Origin of the sequence: Paenibacillus sp. NRS-1760, assembly GCF_050467785.1 — a bacterium.
Classification (GTDB): Bacteria; Bacillota; Bacilli; order Paenibacillales; family Paenibacillaceae; genus Pristimantibacillus.
The window spans coordinates 65,422-82,320 of sequence record NZ_JBITPK010000013.1; the positions used below are offsets into that span (position 1 = coordinate 65,422).

Genomic DNA, 16,899 nt, shown 5'->3' on the forward strand with positions numbered 1-16,899 from the left:
GTGCTGATCGTAGATGATGAGATTCATTTTGTGAAAGCGGTTAAAAAAATGGTGGACTGGTTGCAGCTTGGTATTTCCAACGTTTATGTCGCTTACAATCCGACTGCGGCGGAGCGGATTTTTGAGGTACAGGAGATTCATATTCTGCTATGCGATATTGAAATGCCGCAGCGGAGCGGACTAGAGCTGCTGAAGTGGATGCGGGAGAAGGGAATTCGCACCGTTCCTGTGCTGATGACCTGCCATGCGGATTTTCATTACGCCCAAGAAGCTGTACGTCTGGGCTGCTCCAATTATTTGTTGAAGCCGCTGACCAAGGAAGAGCTGGAAGCCGCACTGTGCAAGGCGGCAGACGCTGTGAAGCGCGAGCAAGAACTGGCGGATGCGCAGCGGGTTAAGAACTGGTGGTCGCGGCAGCAGGATATAAATCGTGAGCGCTTCTGGCTGGATGTTCTGAATGAAACCATTCCGGCAGTGAGTGAGATTTTTGCAGAGGAAGCGGCGGCAAGGCAAGTATCTCTCCCTGCGGACTCCTTGGTTCTGCCAGTGTTAATGATCATACGTGGTTGGCAGCAGGAATTCCTGGTCAGAGATCGGAAGCTGCTGGAATATGGGCTCAAGAACGCAGGCAAAGAGATGCTGGGAAGGCTTACGTTAGGCAGTGTCGTTGTACCTGCCGGGAATGACGCTTGGTTGCTGATTATGCCTGTGGAACAGGAACAGCTAGAGAACGAACTTGCCATTATGTGTAGCCGCTTGGTTGAGTTTTGTCGTGTACATTTATACTGTGAATTATATTGCTATGGGGGACGACCAGTACAAGGATATGAACTCCCTGCTCTGCTGGCTCAATTACACAATTTAGACAGAGATAATGTGACCGGAATCCATTATGTTGCTCTGAATGAGGCAAAGCGTCTTGCAGCAGCGCCTCCAGCTCTGCCAGATATGAGTGGCTGGGCAGCGATGATGAGGCAAGGCGTGAAGGAGCGGCTGCTGGAAGAAGCGAGAGCTTGCATCCATGGACTGCGGGATCATAGGGGAATAGATGGCGATTATTTGCGTGCGCTGAAGGAGAATTTTTTGCAAATGGCCCATGCAGTCCTGCAGCAGCAAGGGGTACAGGCACATCTCATGTTCTGTGATGAGGAGAGCCTGCATCTGGCAGAAGCAGCATCCCGCTCGCTTACCGATCTGGAGCGCTGGCTTGCCCATGTCATTATGAAGGCTGTGAATACCACACATCCGTCCTCGATTAGCGATGTGATTGAAAGGGCGACACGCTATATTGTATCCAATCTGGATCAGAATCTGTCCAGAGAAACGACAGCGAACCACGTATACTTGCACCCGGACTATTTGACCCGCTTATTTAAAAAAGAGCTGTGCTGTACGATTCCAGAGTATATTTTGCAGGAGAGAATCAAGCTGGCTAGGCAGCTGCTTATTCATTCTGAGCTTCCTGTAAGCGCCGTGGCGATGGCTACGGGCTATTCGAACTTTTCTCATTTTGCAAAGTTGTTCAAGGCTCAGTCAGGCTTAAGCCCAATCGAGTTTCGCCAGCACCAACGAGGTGCCCCCCTTGCAAAGTCGAAATGACGTCAGTCAAAGGTCGAACCTGAAGCAGAGGATGTGGTCCTCTTCCCGCTATAATGGCAAGAGAAAGCCAAATGATCAAGCCAGGGGGAAAACAAAATGCGCAAGAAGACATGGTTATTCGCAAGTCTAGTGAGTCTATCGCTACTCATATCAGCATGTGGTTCGAATGGAAATTCAGGCGGATTGGCGAAAGATCCGGTTAACAGCCCCGGAACAACAGGTGAGGAAGCATCGCAAAAGATCGATGAATTGAATGTCGCATTTCTCAGTGTTACCGGCACGCCACCGGATATGAAGGCTGTAGAGGATGAGATTAACAAGATAACAAAGGAAAAAATCAATGTAACGGTTAATCTGATGCCAATCAATTACGGCGCTTATGCCCAGCAGGTTAACTTAATGCTGACGAGCAATGAGAAGCTGGATCTGATTGTCGTTGGATCACCGTTTGGATTTAGCTCCCAAGTGTCCAGAGGACAGCTGTTGCCGCTTGATGAGCTGCTGGAGAAGAATGGGGAAAATATTCGCAAGGCGCTTGACCCGGACTACTTGAACGCTAGTAAGGTAGATGGAAAGGTTTACGGCGTCACGCCTGTGAGAGACTTGGCAACAGCCAACGGATTTACAATGCGCAAGGATCTTGCAGATAAGCATGGAATCGACGCGAGTGCGATTAAAACACTGGATGATGTAGAAGCAGCGCTCAAAATCATTAAATATAATGAACCAGACATTACGCCACTAATTCCTAGCGGAGCAGGCTTCTCCTTTCTGACCAGCTACAGCTGGCATGATGGTCTTAGCAACGGGATGGGCGTGCTACCAGGCTACGATAATGGTCTGAAGCTTGTTAATAGCATCGAGTCTCCGGAATATGCAGCGCTCCTGAAACGGATGAGGAACTGGTATGAAGCGGGTTATACGTTGAAAGATGCAGCAACCAACAAGTCGAGTCAAATCGAATTAATGAAGGCTGATAGAGCTTTTGGTTATCTCTCTAAGCTGAAACCGGGATTTGATGCGCAGGAGTCCAGATCCATTGGCAAGGAAATGATTAGTGCAACCTTGTCTAATCCTGTATCCATGACAGATCATGTGCTGAACATTATGTGGGGGATTCCGCGTCAAGCTAAGAATCCGGTGGCATCTATGAAGTTTCTGGATCTGATGTATGGGGATGCTGAGCTTGTTAATCTACTGGATTGGGGTATTGAAGGCAAGCATTATGTCAAAGTGTCCGATCATGTCATCAAATACCCAGAAGGCGTCACGATGCTGACGAACGGCTACAATTTAAATATGAGCTGGCTGTTTGGCAACCAGTTCCTCTCTTATGTATTTGAGGGTGAAGACCCAGATATTTGGCAGAAGATGAAGGAATTCAATGAGCAGGCGGTTAAATCCAAGGCGATGGGCTTTACGATGAATCCGGAGTCGGTCAAAACAGAAATAGCGGCAGTATCCAACGTCATCGCGCAATATTATCTCGTTCTGGAAACAGGCTCTGTGGACCCAGATAAGGTTTTGCCGCAATTTATTGAGAAGCTGAAGGGCGCAGGAATCGATAAGGTTATTGCGGATAAGCAGCGCCAGCTGGATGAATGGGCGAAAGCAGAGGGTGTGCAATGAGTCGTAAACTTCATGAATTGCTAAAAGGTGAGGAACGGAATTATATTCTTCCGTTTTTCTGGCAGCGCGGAGAAGAAGAGGCGGTCATTCGTGAGGAGCTGTCTCGTATACGGGAAGCGGGCATCCATGCCGTATGTGTGGAATCCCGTCCCCACCCTGATATGCTTGGTCCACAGTGGTGGAAGGATATGGATATCATTATGGATGAAGCCCGGAAGCATGGCATGCAAATTTGGGTCTTCGACGATGATCACTTTCCGACAGGACACGCAGCAGGTAAGGTGAAGGACGCGCCGCTGGAACACCAGCGGCAGTTCCTCTCAGAGCGTCGAATTGATGCACGCGGTCCCGATTCTGAAGCTTCATTCCTGCTGCGCCCCTGGTCGGTGCTAGATGGAGCAAGACCTGTCGGTGCTGCTGCAGCTAGGCGTGATCCAGTTACGGGCGAGCTGGATGGGGAGTTTATTGCAATAGATCTCGATGCTTCAGTGCAAGACGGGGTTCTTTATTGGCCTGTGCCGGAAGGCTACTGGACGATCTGCTTGTTCGTCGTCACCAGGGAAGGCGGGGATGATCGCCGCAAAGATTATTTGAACCCGATCGTGCCGGAATCGACGCAGATTCTGATCGATACAATCTACGAAGCCTATTACGCACGATACAAGGATGATTTTGGCGTCGCATTCGCAGGTTTCTTCTCGGATGAGCCTGGCTTCTATAACAGCAAAGCATCGTACGATTATGCTTCGGGACTTGGCGATGCCAAGATGGCTCTGCCGTGGCGTTCCGATTTGCTGGAGCTGCTGGAAGCAGAATACGGTCAGAACCTGCGGCAGCATCTGCCTCTGCTCTGGCATGAGGGAGGAACTCAGACGTTTGCTGTGCGCTACGCCTACATGAACGTAGTGAGCAAGCTGTATGCGGAGCACTTCAGCAGGCGGATTGGAGACTGGTGCCGAGAACGCGGCGTAGCCTATATCGGCCATCTAATGGAGGACAATAATGTACACGCCAGACTGGGCTGCGGAGCAGGGCATTTCTTCCGTGCGCTGGAGGGGCAGGACATGTCTGGTCTGGATGTCGTGTTATGGCAAATTGTACCCGGGTTTGATGAAATGTCTTTCTCATGGATGGGTGGGAAGACAGACAGCGTCTTTTTCCATTACGGGATGACCAAACTAGCTACTTCACTGGGACATATCGACCCTAGGAAGCAAGGAAGAACCTTTTGCGAAATCTTCGGCGCTTATGGCTGGGCGGAAGGGCTGAAGCTGATGAAGTGGCTGACCGACCATATGCTGGTTAGAGGCGTCAATCATTTTGTGCCGCATGCTTTTTCTCAGAAAGAGTTTCCTGACTGGGATTGCCCGCCGCACTTCTATGCCAGAGGGTATAATCCGCAGTTCAGGTATTACCGACTGCTTAATGACTATACGAACCGGGTATGCCACTTGTTGAATGACGGGGAGCATATTGCGAGTGCTGCTGTACTATATCACGCTGAGGCTGAATGGTCCGGGGAATACATGCTGTTCCAGGAGCCGGTGAAGCAGTTAATGCAGAGCCAAATCGACTGCGATGTGCTGCCGATCGATATCTTGGTTTCTTCGGAAGTTATCGATGGGGAGCTAGCGGTGCACAAAGAACGCTATAGCTGCCTAATCGTACCTTATGCCGAGGCGCTGCCAATAGAATGGCTGGATAAGCTTACTGAGCTCGCATCAGCTGGTTTGTCTATTATCTTCATTGATGCATTGCCAGTAAGAGCGAGCCAATCTGTACCATGCGAGGAAGTGCTGAAGAAGCTGGCGGCTTACCCTCAGGTTACTATAACTCCATTGAAGCTTCTGGCAGAGACGCTTATCGACCGAGGGATGAATGAGCTGGTGCTCAGGGACAAACAGCCTTATCTACGAGCCTACCAGTACCGTCATGATCAATTGGAAGTTCTTATGCTGTTCAATGAGAATCCAGATCAGCCGATTGAGACTAGCATTACGCTCCCAGGCTCTGGTGTATGGCTTCGTTATGACGCCTTCACTAACAAGGTGGATCACGTAGGGGCAGGAGAAAAGTATCAGCTTGATTTGCGACTGAGCGCTTATGAATCACTAATTTTGCTTCGTGTACCGGATGGAGAAGAGGGGAATCTACCGGCACCAATAGGCCAGTGGCAGCGTGCTCCACTTGGGACAGATTTGAGCTTGCATGCCAGTGCGGATCGTGCTTTATCCAGACGTTTGATTGAGAATGTCCAATGGAGCATTTCCCTCTCTACAGCCAAAGAATATCCAGCGTTCACACCTTGGGGGACCATGAAGGAGCTGCGTAATATGAGCTCACGCGACCTGTTGCCGAGATTTTCTGGCACGATGAAGTATGAGTGTGTTGTAACTGGTGAATTAACTGGTGAAATAACTGACCCGATATGGCTGGATCTGGGGCAGGTTTATGAGATTGCACAGGTGTGGGTCAATGGTCAGGATGTGGGTGTGAAGCTGTGTGCGCCTTATGTATGGAATATCGCTTGCTATTGGAAGCAAGGAGAGAATGAAGTGACTATTGAGGTGACCAATACACTAGCGAAGAATCAGCAGGACTGGTTCTCCAAGTTCGTCCAGCAGGAGCCCTCTGGCTTGCTGGGTCCAGTTAACATTATTGGTTCATCTGCGATCAGCCAGGGAAGCGGGGAGTAATATGGAACAAACCTATCGGCCCCGCCGGAAGAGCAGTGTGCGAAAGTACTACGTACTGCTGCTTATGATGATACCGGGGCTTGTCTACTTGCTCATCAACAATTATTTGCCGATGTTCGGGCTAATTATCGCTTTCAAGGATTACAATTTTGCGAAGGGACTACTCGGCAGTGACTGGGTTGGCCTGAAAAATTTTGAGTATTTATTCAAAACGCAGGATGCGTATATCATTACACGCAATACGATATTGTACAATTTTTGTTTCATCATCTTAAATACTGCTTTTGCACTGGGAATTGCAATTGCACTGAATGAAATTCGCAGCCGCTTTATGTCGCGGTTTTACCAGAGTGTATTACTGTTGCCCCATTTGATATCGATGGTTATCGTAAGTTATTTGGCCTATTCCCTGCTCAGCATGGAGACTGGATTTATTAACAAAACCATTCTTTCCAGTCTGGGGATAGAGGGTATTTCATGGTATAGCGAATCGCAATATTGGCCATTCATTCTGACGATTATCAGCTTATGGAAAGGCGCCGGGTTCTTATGCGTCATCTATCTGGCTGCGATCATCGGGATTGATCCGGAATATTATGAGGCAGCAAAACTAGACGGGGCTTCCAAATGGCAGCAAATTCGCTATATTACTCTACCATTATTGTATCCGATTATCATCATGATGACCTTGCTTGCCATCGGCAAAATTTTCTATTCTGATTTCGGTCTATTTTATCAAGTTCCACTCGGGTCTGGGGCACTGAATGATACGACACAGGTTATCGATACCTATGTGTACAGGGCTCTTATGAATTTAGGCGATATTGGAATGTCTTCGGCAGCGGGGCTATATCAGTCCGTAGTCGGCTTTATACTGGTACTGTTATCGAATTACGCGGTGCGCAAATTCAACAAGGACAGCGCATTGTTCTAAGGCGTGGGACTGGAGTGTAGAAGCATGAAAACGATCAACAAGGGAATATGGCTTCATCTTCCGATGATGGCCCTGGCGGTGGCCTGCGTGCTGCCGTTCCTGCTACTTGTAATCTCATCGATCTCCGATGAGAGCTCAATTCTGCGGCAGGGATATACCTTCTTTCCGGATCAATTGGGATTGGGCGCTTATAGCTATCTGTGGAATCACTCGGAGCAGCTCGCCCGTGCTTATGGAATCACGGTGTTTATTACGGTCTTCGGCACGGCAGCAAGTCTGCTGATGACCTCGATGCTTGCTTACCCGATGTCCAGACAGGGAGTACCTTTACGTAACGGAATTGCATTTTTTGTATTTTTCACGCTGCTATTCAACGGTGGACTTACACCAACCTACTTGGTTTATGTCCAATACTTCGATATTAAAAACACCATAATGGCCTTGATCGTACCAGGCTTGCTCATGAATGGCTTTAATGTGCTCCTAATGCGGACATTCTTCATGACGACGATCCCGCCGGCACTTATCGAGGCGGCGCAAATCGACGGATCAGGAGAATTCAAAATATTCTGGAAAATAATTGTGCCGCTATCGATGCCGATTGTAGCTACAGTAGGATTGATTCAGACGATTATTTATTGGAACGATTGGTTTAATGGGATGATCTACGTGACTGATTCCAGGCTGTTCAGCGTACAGAACATATTGAATCGAATGCTAACCGACATCCAGTTTCTGACGGAGAGCAAGTTTAGTGCTCAGCTAGGTGAGGCTGGAGCTAACTTGCCGAGTACGACGGTGAAGATGGCGATTGCTGTGATCGGTGTTCTGCCGATTATGGTGATGTATCCCTTTTTCCAAAAGTATCTTATCAAGGGGATTACGATTGGTGCAGTGAAGGGGTAAGGGTGTAGGGTTAAGGTGGATGAATAAATGAAACAAGTGAAAATAAAGGATTCCACCAATTGAATCAGGTACTTTCCCACAGGTGTATTAGAACGGTCCACCTTTTTATTCGGATATTTCAAAAGGCCCTTCGATTGTCTCCTTTGTGGAGGTCAAACATCCACGATATTTCGGGCTATTAGATGAATTTGAATATGGCGTGGGAAGCAGTCACGAAATTGTGAAATCAATGGCTTGATCAAAGAACGTATGCTATGGGCAATAACGGGTGAAGCTGACCATGAGGAGGTATCAATAATTGGTAGAGCGAGGTGAGGACATAGCAATCAGAAGAAGATGAGTCTAGGTATTTATCGCTGGAGACAAATTTAAAACGAATATAGATCTGTTCCATCGGATTAGGATCTTGATTGTTAATTTATAAGGTGGATGGATAATAGAATGATTGAAAACCAAAAGAATCGATGCGGAGCTCGAATGCGTGCTGGACAAAAATAAGGAATTAAGAAATGCAAGCGACAAATTTCATTGTTCTTGACTGATCAACAGCGGGAAGCACTAGAGATGGAAGCCAAGGCAGAAAACAGCAAACTTGGACCTTCATGAATAAGAGGGAAGAAGCTTATGTTAATGAACTTAAGAGTTAGCAAATCATAATGAACTAGAAAAAAATAGCGAGTAGACCTTATTGGTTTACTCGCTATTTTCGTTTTTAAGCTATCTCATTGTTTATTTTTTTAATTAAAGTGCTAAAATTCAAAAATGGTAAAATCAATCGTTTTTGATTCTCCAGCAGGCTAGTGTAATTTTAATGCCAGAGATGCCTTGCTGTTATTGAGGGTGAGACTGAAGTGGAAGAAACTTATTAGTAATGTGGTTGTTTTAATGGCCAACTTGATGATGACGAAGTATCTAAGTGAATCCGATATTTCTACAGTTCAATCCCTGAATGGGAAAGAAGCAATCACGTTTGTTGAGTCTACTCTATTATTACTACCTGCGAAGGAAGAACAGCTTCTTTTAGAAAGTCGAGACCGGAGTAAATGAAATATTCAAACCAGTGATTTTACCGCAAATTTATTGGCTATGCTTCGCGGCATAATTGTCGAGTTTTTGCAGGAACGAGCCGATTTTCCTTTCTGATGCAAGCGCCCATTGCAACCAGCTTGTAGTTAAAGGAAACCTCTCAAAAGGAGATAGCACCAAGTACGTAGTGTACGGAAACCGTAACCAGACTTGAATAAGTTCATAATCGGTTTTACTCAGTTTCGCTACCTTGCGGTAACCTGTCAGAATAGCTTTAGCAATCGCGAAATTCCAATTGTAATCTTTGCACGAATTATAGATGACTCGAAACAGGTCGTAGGCGCGCAAATCGACGTGCAGCGTTTCGAAGTCGATAAGATATGTTCCTTTTTTATTTAGAATAAAATTGCTGGGCCCTCCATCGCCGTGTGATAGTACTCCGTTTTGGCGTGGACTACGGCAATAAGCTCGATATCCGCTGCTTCGCAGCAGCGCTCCCGCTTGGCTCGAATAATGCAAAATTTCCGAGCGGTGCTGTTGTACAAAGCGGTTAATCGGAGGACTGAAACCATTTCTAATCGCCTTGGTAATCTTTTTTTGTAGATTCCGTTGCCGATAACGAAGAGTAGAGTGCCATGATCCGATCCTGCTATGAGCGATTTTACCTTTAAGTCCGGTACGTCCAGCCAAATGAAATTGTGCTAAGGCGACGCCGCATGCTCGCATATCGCTTAAAGAACGGGGAGAAGGCTCTCTCCCTGAGATCCATGGTGTAAGTACGTAAGGCTCTCCTTTTTGCGAGATTACATAAAGCCTTCGTCCTTCTGGCATTTGTGGATTGCGCCAAGCAAGAAGTGGTCCGCTATTTTGGACACGTCGCAGTACTCGATCGGTCCACTGCAAACGCGCAAGCTGCTTTGGCATTCGTTTCAAGCTGAATATTTTCCCGCTAGGTGTTACAACCCGATAAACTCCTTTCCGAATTTTCTTTATTCTGCTTGCCTTTATTCCAAATCGTTCTGCGATACTAGAAATCGGTTGCTCACTCAAGGCGAATTCACCTTCCTCAGTTTCATATATAGTGATTTGTAGCGGCGAGCGATTGAAGGCCATCTATAACGAGCGGCAGTCAAATGGGCGTTGGTCAGACGCTGCTTTTTCTTCTCCGGATTTTTCCACAGCGCTGCAATTGCATCGGCGATAGTGGAGCTATCAACGGAATGAATAACTTGGGCATTCCGAGTGTTCACAAATTCCTTTAGCCCGCCAGACAATGTGGATACAAGTGGTACACCGTTTGCCATCGCTTCGAGCGCGACAAGGCAGAACGACTCTTTTTTGCTCGGAACAACAACGGCCCCATAAGTAGCGTACATCCGCTGTACCGCATCGTTCGGTTTCTTTTTAATCCAATGAATTCGTTCAGCAATGCCATATCGCTTTGCGAGGGCATGTAGACTATTTTGATAAGCCACTGAGCCGCTTCCGACGATTGTTAAACTAACATTCTTGTGATTGTGGTTTAACAAAGCAACAGCTTTGATTAAAGGGTTAATGCCTTTCGAAGGAAGAAGTCTTCCGACATAGAGCAATTTGGTAGGAGAACCTTTAGTTTGCTTCGACTTGGCTTTCACACCGTTAGGAATGACGGTTATACTGCCTTGTTTACGTGGATTCAGCCGCTTGATTTCATTTGCTTGCCACCTGCTCGGAACGACGATCCGTTTCGCGGTGAGAAACAGTTTGGCTTGGTTTTTTCCTGATGATGAAGTGATTCCTTTTGAAGCCATTGAATGGCATGTATAAATAATAGGAATACGGTACAAGCTTCCTGCTGCCAAAGCAACTGCGGCGAAATCCGTACTATGAACATGAATGAGGTCTGGTTTGCCGGAGCCCATGGCTACTGCAGCCCGCAGAACGGTACTAGCTTTGAACGCTCGAGTGTAATGACTATAGTAACGTAAGTTTTTGGGAATCCTAACGATTCGCAGTCTGCCGTTAGGGTTTGAAAACGAAAGTTGCTTAGAGTCACTGGAGCATAACACCATAACTTCTACATCGAGCTTGCTCAGCATTTTAGTCAAATTGGTTGCGACAATACCGAGTCCCCCAACAATATTTGGATGAAATTCATTTGTCATGACCCATACTTTAAGTTTCCTTCTACTTTTCATTAGAGTCCTCCTTTCACATTAATTTTTATAAAACGAGCCCAAAGAATGGACTTGCTCATTAATGATATTATATGAGTTAACGAATGTAGGTTACGCAATTAATAGACTTTGTTGTTGTTGAGGAAGCTGATTGTTTCTTCACGTTTTTCGTCGCGTTCTCTCATCGTGTCTCTCATTGCTACTGTGGACGTTGCAATCACAAGAGATGATGTCCAATAAATGAAAAGCACAAAAATCGTACCTAGGTTATTGCGTGTTTTTTAATTCGCCTCCTGTATTGATTTCCATGTAGAGTATGTACTGATAGAACTTAGTGATTGGATGTTTGTTCTGGTATGATACTAGCCGTTTATAAAAGGCTAGGACAATGTGTGTGAACGTACAGTTTTGCATTGCTTGAGAAATCAAACGTTTGTACCGGAAGGTTATGTTGCTAAACAATCACATCCCAATTTTTAAACGCTATGTAGATTACGTGCGGATGATGCTTTGGGATTGGACGTTTTCTCTGCAGTGATGAGTGACCAGATTGAATATTGAAGCTCTAGATATGAATTTTAGAACACAAAAGACTCAAACTATGGGCCTTCTGGATAGATATTTCTTCTCTTCTATCATTGCGGCCGAGGACACCTCAACTACAAGCAATAATCACTAATAGAATGAAAAACACCAGAATCGTACCAAGGTTATTGTGCATTATTCAATTCGTCTCGTAGCGTTTTTACCACCATATATAATATGTATTTATAGAATGTAGTGATTGGATGTTTGTTCCTGAATGATACTAAGGTTATCGGAGCTATCATAGGGTTAATAGTGAAAAGTATATTAATACGAATCTAATGAGGGTATTCCAAATCAAAGGCTATTTCATAAAGCATTATTAAGCGAAATGCTAATTTAAACAACCTTATCAGCTGTCTTTTTTGCATTCTCGGAATATATGGCGGTTAATGAGGTATTCACTGAAAATGCGAAATCTGCGATGATTTCTTCAATTAGACCAACAGCTCATACTCTTTATTATAACTTATATATTATGTACTAAATTTAATATATAACTTTTAAAATATCCTAAGTATAATGAACACAAATATCTAGGCATGGTATTAAAAAATAGGAAATGGAGGCATTACTCCATGCTTGCCTTCAAAAAAGTGTGAAGTTGGGAAATAAAAGCAACGGCGGGTCTATGGATCGACAGGCCAAGACTACTACTATAAGCATAGATCTTCACCTGTTGACTAAAAACGAACTTCAAATAATTTAGAAGAGTGGGGAATCGTATGAGCAAAACTTTTGTGAATCCATTACTAGTGCATGGCGCGGATCCTTGGATGTATAAACATGAAGATGGAAGCTATTATTTCATGGTTACAAGAAGGAATCGTCTAGACCTATGGAGATCAGACGATATTACGAATATCGCCAACGGTGACAAAAAAACAATCTGGATCCCGGAAGAGACCGGAATTAACAGTAATAATCTTTGGGCTCCAGAAATTCATTATATTAACAAAAAATGGTATGTATATTATACGGCGAATGATGGGGGCGGGGACAGTACTCGTAAAATATTCGTCCTTGAGAATGAGGAAGAAGACCCTTTTGAAGGAACCTGGACGGATAAAGGATTTATTAATACAGAATATGCAGGCTTGGACGGTACGGTATTTGAACATATGGGCAGTCTTTTTTTCCTATATGCAGGATATGGCCATTTTCCGGAGTATGGGTCTGCAATTTATATGGCAAAAATGATCAATCCTTGGACATTAGAAGGAGAAAACGTCCTGCTAAGTGCACCAACGGACCCTTGGGAAATGCAAGGTGGTATGGCGATTAATGAGGGCCCTGTCATTTTGAAAAATAACGGGAAGATTTTTCTTGTGTTCTCGGCTAGCACTTGTTGGTCTGATGACTATTCACTAGGTTTGCTGACGTGCTCTGAACAGGATAATTTGATGAATCCAAAATCTTGGATAAAAACCGAAAGTCCAGTATTCCAAAAGAGCTTGGAAAACGAAGTGTTTGGGCCAGGGCATAATAGTTTTGTTAAGTCACCTGATGGCAAGGAAGATTGGATAATCTACCACGCTATTTCAGTATCAGGAGCAGGAAGTGCGCATAGAAGTACTAGAGCACAAAAATTCGGATGGGATGAACAAGGTAATCCCGATTTCGGAATTCCGGTCCCAATCGATCAGCCAATTGATGTGCCTTCTGGCGAATAATGAAATCGACTCAAATTTAGATAGGAGAGAGATAAAATGATGCGTTTGGCGCTATTTGGAGATTTGCATTTTTTTGATAACAAATTTGTGCAAGGAAATGAAGAACTGTTAAGGGCTAAAGAATGTTTCTATGAAAAATATTTGCAAAAGCTATTCGAAATCGAGGCGGATTTACACATCTCCCTTGGCGACTTGACCCACATGGGAACGGAGGCAGAATTCGAAAACGTATATCAGTATATTCGTAGCTCCGGTGTATCGTTTCGACAAGTACTAGGGAATCACGATGCATATGAATTACCTAAAACAAAACTTCAATCTTTGATTGATCAACCATTAAACGATGTATTTGAAACAAGTGAAGCCCTGTTCGTGTTTGTTGATTCTACTAGAGAAATGGACCCGCAAGATTATAGCGGTCATCTTAATCCGGAACAATTGGAATGGTTGGAAGCACAAATGCTCGTTTCTCCATCTAAGCCAATCTTGGTTTTTGCCCATCATCCCCTATATAACACGACAACCGGGTCACTGGATGAGAAGATGCATATTGATCCTACGATTGATATGCGAGCCATATTACAAAAAAGACAAGGAAACTGTTTTTACTTCAACGGCCACAATCACGTACACTCCATTGTAAAGGAAGGGCAATGGAACTTTATTCAAACTGCTGCAGGCTTGTGTCATCCTTCCATACGCATCGTGGAAATCGATAAGTCTGAAGTTCGCACCCGAATTATAGCCATCGAGGATGAAGAATTAGTAAGAGCTGCGCAGGTTTTATATGAAAAATTACCTCTGTATCATCGGCCATTAAATGCATATGGGCAAAACGCGGATCGGGATCAAATCATGATGTTTTAGTGGTACAAACTAAAAAGATCGCTCTGGAGTGGAGGCAAGGCAATGAATGATGCTCTGGCAGGCGCCGTGTCAGATATCGTACGTCATTTCAAACTATACTACGAAGCGTATGTGCGAATCGTCCTAAGTGCGCTTGTCGGTTTAGCCGTTGGCTGGGACAAGGAGACCAAGAGCAAGCCTGCTGGCTTGAAAACATATATGTACGTCTGCGTAGCTTGCTCCTTAATTACGCTGATTTCCATTCACAGCGTCGGCATTCTAAGTGGTCAATATCCAAACACGATGATGGACCCTATGAGGCTGGCCGCTCAGATTGTGGCGGGGCTCGGTTTTCTCGGGGCGGGTGTTATTCTGAAAGATGGATTGAAGGTGAAGGGATTAACTTCGGCGGCGGATTTGAATCTGACAGTTAAGAAATACTAGAATTTGCTTGCAGATTCTGCTGTTTACTTTATCAGCCGAATGCCTATTCATAAATTCATAATAGTGGAGGAAAAGACTATGAAAATCAGAGGTGTAGCGCATAGGGGTTATCCGGTGAAATTGCCGGAAAACACATTATCTTCGTTTCAGGCGGCCATTAACTTGTCCTTTACCCACTTGGAGCTGGACGTCCATTTGACTAAGGACGGCGTGCCCGTGCTGATGCACGATTTTGCCATTGACCGTATGACGGACGGGCAAGGTTTGATCCGGGATTATACGTTGGAGGAATTGAAAAGGTTCCGTGTGAAGGAAATAGAAACGATCCCGACGCTGGAGGAAGCGATGAAATTGCTCAAGGGCAACATTTCTGTGCTTATCGAATTAAAGCAAACTGGAGACCGGTATCCAGGGCTGGAAGAAGCCGTGCTGGATGTTGTTCGCCGTACGAATACATCGGACCAATCGCGGATTATCAGCTTCGACCATTTTTCCATAGCACGTACTAGAGAACTTGATCCTAATATTGAATTGGGAATGATTTGCGGTGGCAGTATGCCTTACGTTTTCCCGTTTATGAAGGAGATCCGCTGTACGTATCTTGGGGTGCATAAACAATTTATGACGCCGAAATATGCGGAAATGATTGCGGAGCACGGCATTGAATCCGGCCCTTGGCCGATTGATACGATTGAGGATATGGAGTTAATCGCAAAAAAATATCCGACATCTCTGGTTACAACTGACAATCTGGAGCTTTGGGCGGATTTCTACCGCAAACATCCCGAATTACACATATCTTAAAAAGACGTTTACAAGCACATGAATAACATAGTTAACTGTTTAAAGGATAACCTTTTTGATGAAGGTTGTCTTTTTTTAGGCTTAATCACTTGCACACGCTCTATACACTTGGTTTACTTTCTTACCTCTGCAGTCCAATTTGCAAAGACCTCTCTCCATTGAACACTGTTAAAGAAATCGTCAACGGATTGGTTGTCGGAATCCCAATCAATAAATATGTTGAGAGGTGTGATTCCACCAGCCCAAACGCCATTATTGACGTCAGTTCCTTTCTCTCTAACTAATAATATTGGAATTCCGAATTGAAAAGCCATGGCAGGCTCGATTTGAGAGAAAGTCGATCCTTCCCAGAACGGAGTGCTCGATGGCGGCTGCCCCACATTGGATTGAAGAATTTCAACAAAAAATTTGCGGAAGTTGATCGCGAGCAACCCGTAGCTTGAAAAAACCAAGCGTCGTATATTCGTGAGGATGCTCTCTGGATATTGTTCGCTTACAGGCAATGTGCGGGGAAAAAGCAATGCATCTTCAATTTCCGTAATAAGACGATTCAGAAATTGTCCTTGCAGGTCATTTACTGAGTTTGTTGTACTCAAAAATATAGGAATTCGAAAAGCGCGATCTACGCATGCATCGATAGCCGATATTGTGCCCATTTGATTATCGGAGGGCTTAGAATTTGAGGAGGAGGTCCTTAAATTACCGCGGACGGGAGGATGCTCTCTTACAATGCTTACGGGTGAAAGTTTTTTCATGGAAAATTGCTGTGCTTTATCCTTAGTTGTTTTTGTATTGCTCAATTCTCACATCTCCAATGCCCAAAGAATCATGATATTCAGCGCTAGTCTATGCGCATTCGCCCATTTGTGTTACTAGACACTCACGAGGGGGAGAGGAGGTGGGATGACAGCGAAAAAAAATATTGACTTAAAAATGATTAGGTGCCATACTACATTTATGACGAACGATAAAAATGTAATGATGGATAGTCAAGCTGTTCCTTCACTTGTCCAAACGAAACGTCAGATTGAGCGCTACGGGTTGAACGTCGATGCGCAAGCCGTACTTGTCGCGTCTAGGCTGATGGCCGCTGGAGCCAAGCTTGAACATGCCGCGGAAATTCATTTTTCCAGATTCGGTTTGTCCACAGGCCGGTATCGTTTATTAGCGGATCTTGAAGATCATCAGGGCGAAGAGCTGCCCTCGCAATTAGCGGAGCATCTAGGCGTAACGCGTGCTACCGTGACGGGGCTTATCGACAATCTCGAACGGGACGGTTACGTATCCCGCCGGACCAGTTCGGCGGATGGCCGTCAGAAGTCAGTCATCTTAACTGAGAATGGAGCGAGCAAGCTTCGCGACATGGCTTCAGAGCACTTCGAGAGACTGGAAGCGATGGTCCGCTTGCTTACGGTCGAGGAGCGCAGTGTATTTCTCGATTTGTTAGGCCGGGTGACGCAAGGCATGTCAGCATTGAGCGACGAGCCGGGCGCATCCAAGGAAAATGGTAGCATACAGAAAGGGTAAAACGGGCTAGTCATGCTAGCCCATATTTACCGCCATATAGTTAGGTGCCTAATTATATGGCGATATAAACAGTT

13 protein-coding genes are annotated in these 16,899 nt (G+C 45.2%); 10 read left to right on the plus strand and 3 right to left on the minus strand.

Features of this window, described 5'->3' with window-relative positions; all coding sequences use genetic code 11:
- The 5 genes from ACIFSR_RS15945 to ACIFSR_RS15965 all read left to right on the plus strand — a co-directional run bounded on the left by ACIFSR_RS15945 (window position 1) and on the right by ACIFSR_RS15965 (window position 7,764).
- Window positions 1–1,599 (plus strand): response regulator, encoded by a 1,599-nt coding sequence (locus tag ACIFSR_RS15945; RefSeq protein WP_430059295.1) that lies wholly within the window; start codon window positions 1–3, stop codon window positions 1,597–1,599.
- A gap of 96 nt (window positions 1,600–1,695) precedes the next feature.
- Complete coding sequence (locus ACIFSR_RS15950) at window positions 1,696–3,228, plus strand: ABC transporter substrate-binding protein (RefSeq protein ID WP_430058241.1); 1,533 nt, start codon at window positions 1,696–1,698, stop codon at window positions 3,226–3,228.
- On the plus strand, window positions 3,225–5,924 hold the full coding sequence (locus ACIFSR_RS15955; protein ID WP_430058244.1) for a glycosylhydrolase-like jelly roll fold domain-containing protein: 2,700 nt from the start codon (window positions 3,225–3,227) through the stop codon (window positions 5,922–5,924). Before ACIFSR_RS15950 ends, ACIFSR_RS15955 begins: the two co-directional genes overlap by 4 nt.
- 1 nt (window position 5,925) lies before the next feature.
- Window positions 5,926–6,858: an ABC transporter permease gene (locus ACIFSR_RS15960; RefSeq protein WP_339203157.1), complete on the plus strand. Its 933-nt coding sequence runs from the start codon at window positions 5,926–5,928 to the stop codon at window positions 6,856–6,858.
- A 24-nt stretch (window positions 6,859–6,882) separates the two neighbouring features.
- On the plus strand, window positions 6,883–7,764 hold the full coding sequence (locus ACIFSR_RS15965; RefSeq protein WP_430058248.1) for a carbohydrate ABC transporter permease: 882 nt from the start codon (window positions 6,883–6,885) through the stop codon (window positions 7,762–7,764).
- Window positions 7,765–8,841: 1,077 nt separating this feature from the next.
- Here ACIFSR_RS15965 and ACIFSR_RS15970 read toward each other — a convergent pair.
- Together ACIFSR_RS15970 and ACIFSR_RS15975 are read right to left on the minus strand one after the other, a co-directional pair.
- Entirely contained in the window at window positions 8,842–9,840 is a 999-nt protein-coding gene (locus ACIFSR_RS15970; RefSeq protein ID WP_339203154.1) for a phosphotransferase, read from the minus strand.
- Window positions 9,837–10,967 carry a glycosyltransferase family 4 protein gene (locus ACIFSR_RS15975; protein WP_430058251.1) on the minus strand — a complete coding sequence of 377 codons (1,131 nt, stop codon included), beginning with the start codon at window positions 10,965–10,967 and terminating at the stop codon, window positions 9,837–9,839. The genes ACIFSR_RS15970 and ACIFSR_RS15975 overlap by 4 nt, the downstream gene beginning before the upstream one ends.
- Window positions 10,968–12,256: 1,289 nt before the next feature.
- On the opposite strand from ACIFSR_RS15975, the gene ACIFSR_RS15980 reads away from it, so the two are divergent.
- The 4 genes from ACIFSR_RS15980 to ACIFSR_RS15995 all read left to right on the plus strand — a co-directional run bounded on the left by ACIFSR_RS15980 (window position 12,257) and on the right by ACIFSR_RS15995 (window position 15,298).
- Window positions 12,257–13,204 (plus strand): glycoside hydrolase family 43 protein, encoded by a 948-nt coding sequence (locus ACIFSR_RS15980; RefSeq protein ID WP_430058254.1) that lies wholly within the window; start codon window positions 12,257–12,259, stop codon window positions 13,202–13,204.
- A 36-nt stretch (window positions 13,205–13,240) separates the two neighbouring features.
- Window positions 13,241–14,071, plus strand: coding sequence for a metallophosphoesterase family protein (locus tag ACIFSR_RS15985; RefSeq protein WP_430058257.1), 831 nt, complete (start codon window positions 13,241–13,243; stop codon window positions 14,069–14,071).
- 42 nt (window positions 14,072–14,113) lie between these two features.
- Entirely contained in the window at window positions 14,114–14,494 is a 381-nt protein-coding gene (locus ACIFSR_RS15990) for an MgtC/SapB family protein (protein ID WP_430058260.1), read from the plus strand.
- 78 nt (window positions 14,495–14,572) lie between these two features.
- Window positions 14,573–15,298 (plus strand): glycerophosphodiester phosphodiesterase, encoded by a 726-nt coding sequence (locus tag ACIFSR_RS15995; RefSeq protein ID WP_430058262.1) that lies wholly within the window; start codon window positions 14,573–14,575, stop codon window positions 15,296–15,298.
- Between the two features lie 113 nt (window positions 15,299–15,411).
- Here ACIFSR_RS15995 and ACIFSR_RS16000 read toward each other — a convergent pair whose 3' ends face one another.
- Window positions 15,412–15,954: a hypothetical protein gene (locus tag ACIFSR_RS16000; RefSeq protein WP_339209666.1), complete on the minus strand. Its 543-nt coding sequence runs from the start codon at window positions 15,952–15,954 to the stop codon at window positions 15,412–15,414.
- 301 nt (window positions 15,955–16,255) lie between these two features.
- On the opposite strand from ACIFSR_RS16000, the gene ACIFSR_RS16005 reads away from it, so the two are divergent.
- A complete protein-coding gene (locus tag ACIFSR_RS16005; RefSeq protein ID WP_430059297.1) occupies window positions 16,256–16,825 on the plus strand; it encodes a MarR family winged helix-turn-helix transcriptional regulator in 570 nt (189 codons plus the stop codon).
- Window positions 16,826–16,899: the final 74 nt, after the last annotated feature.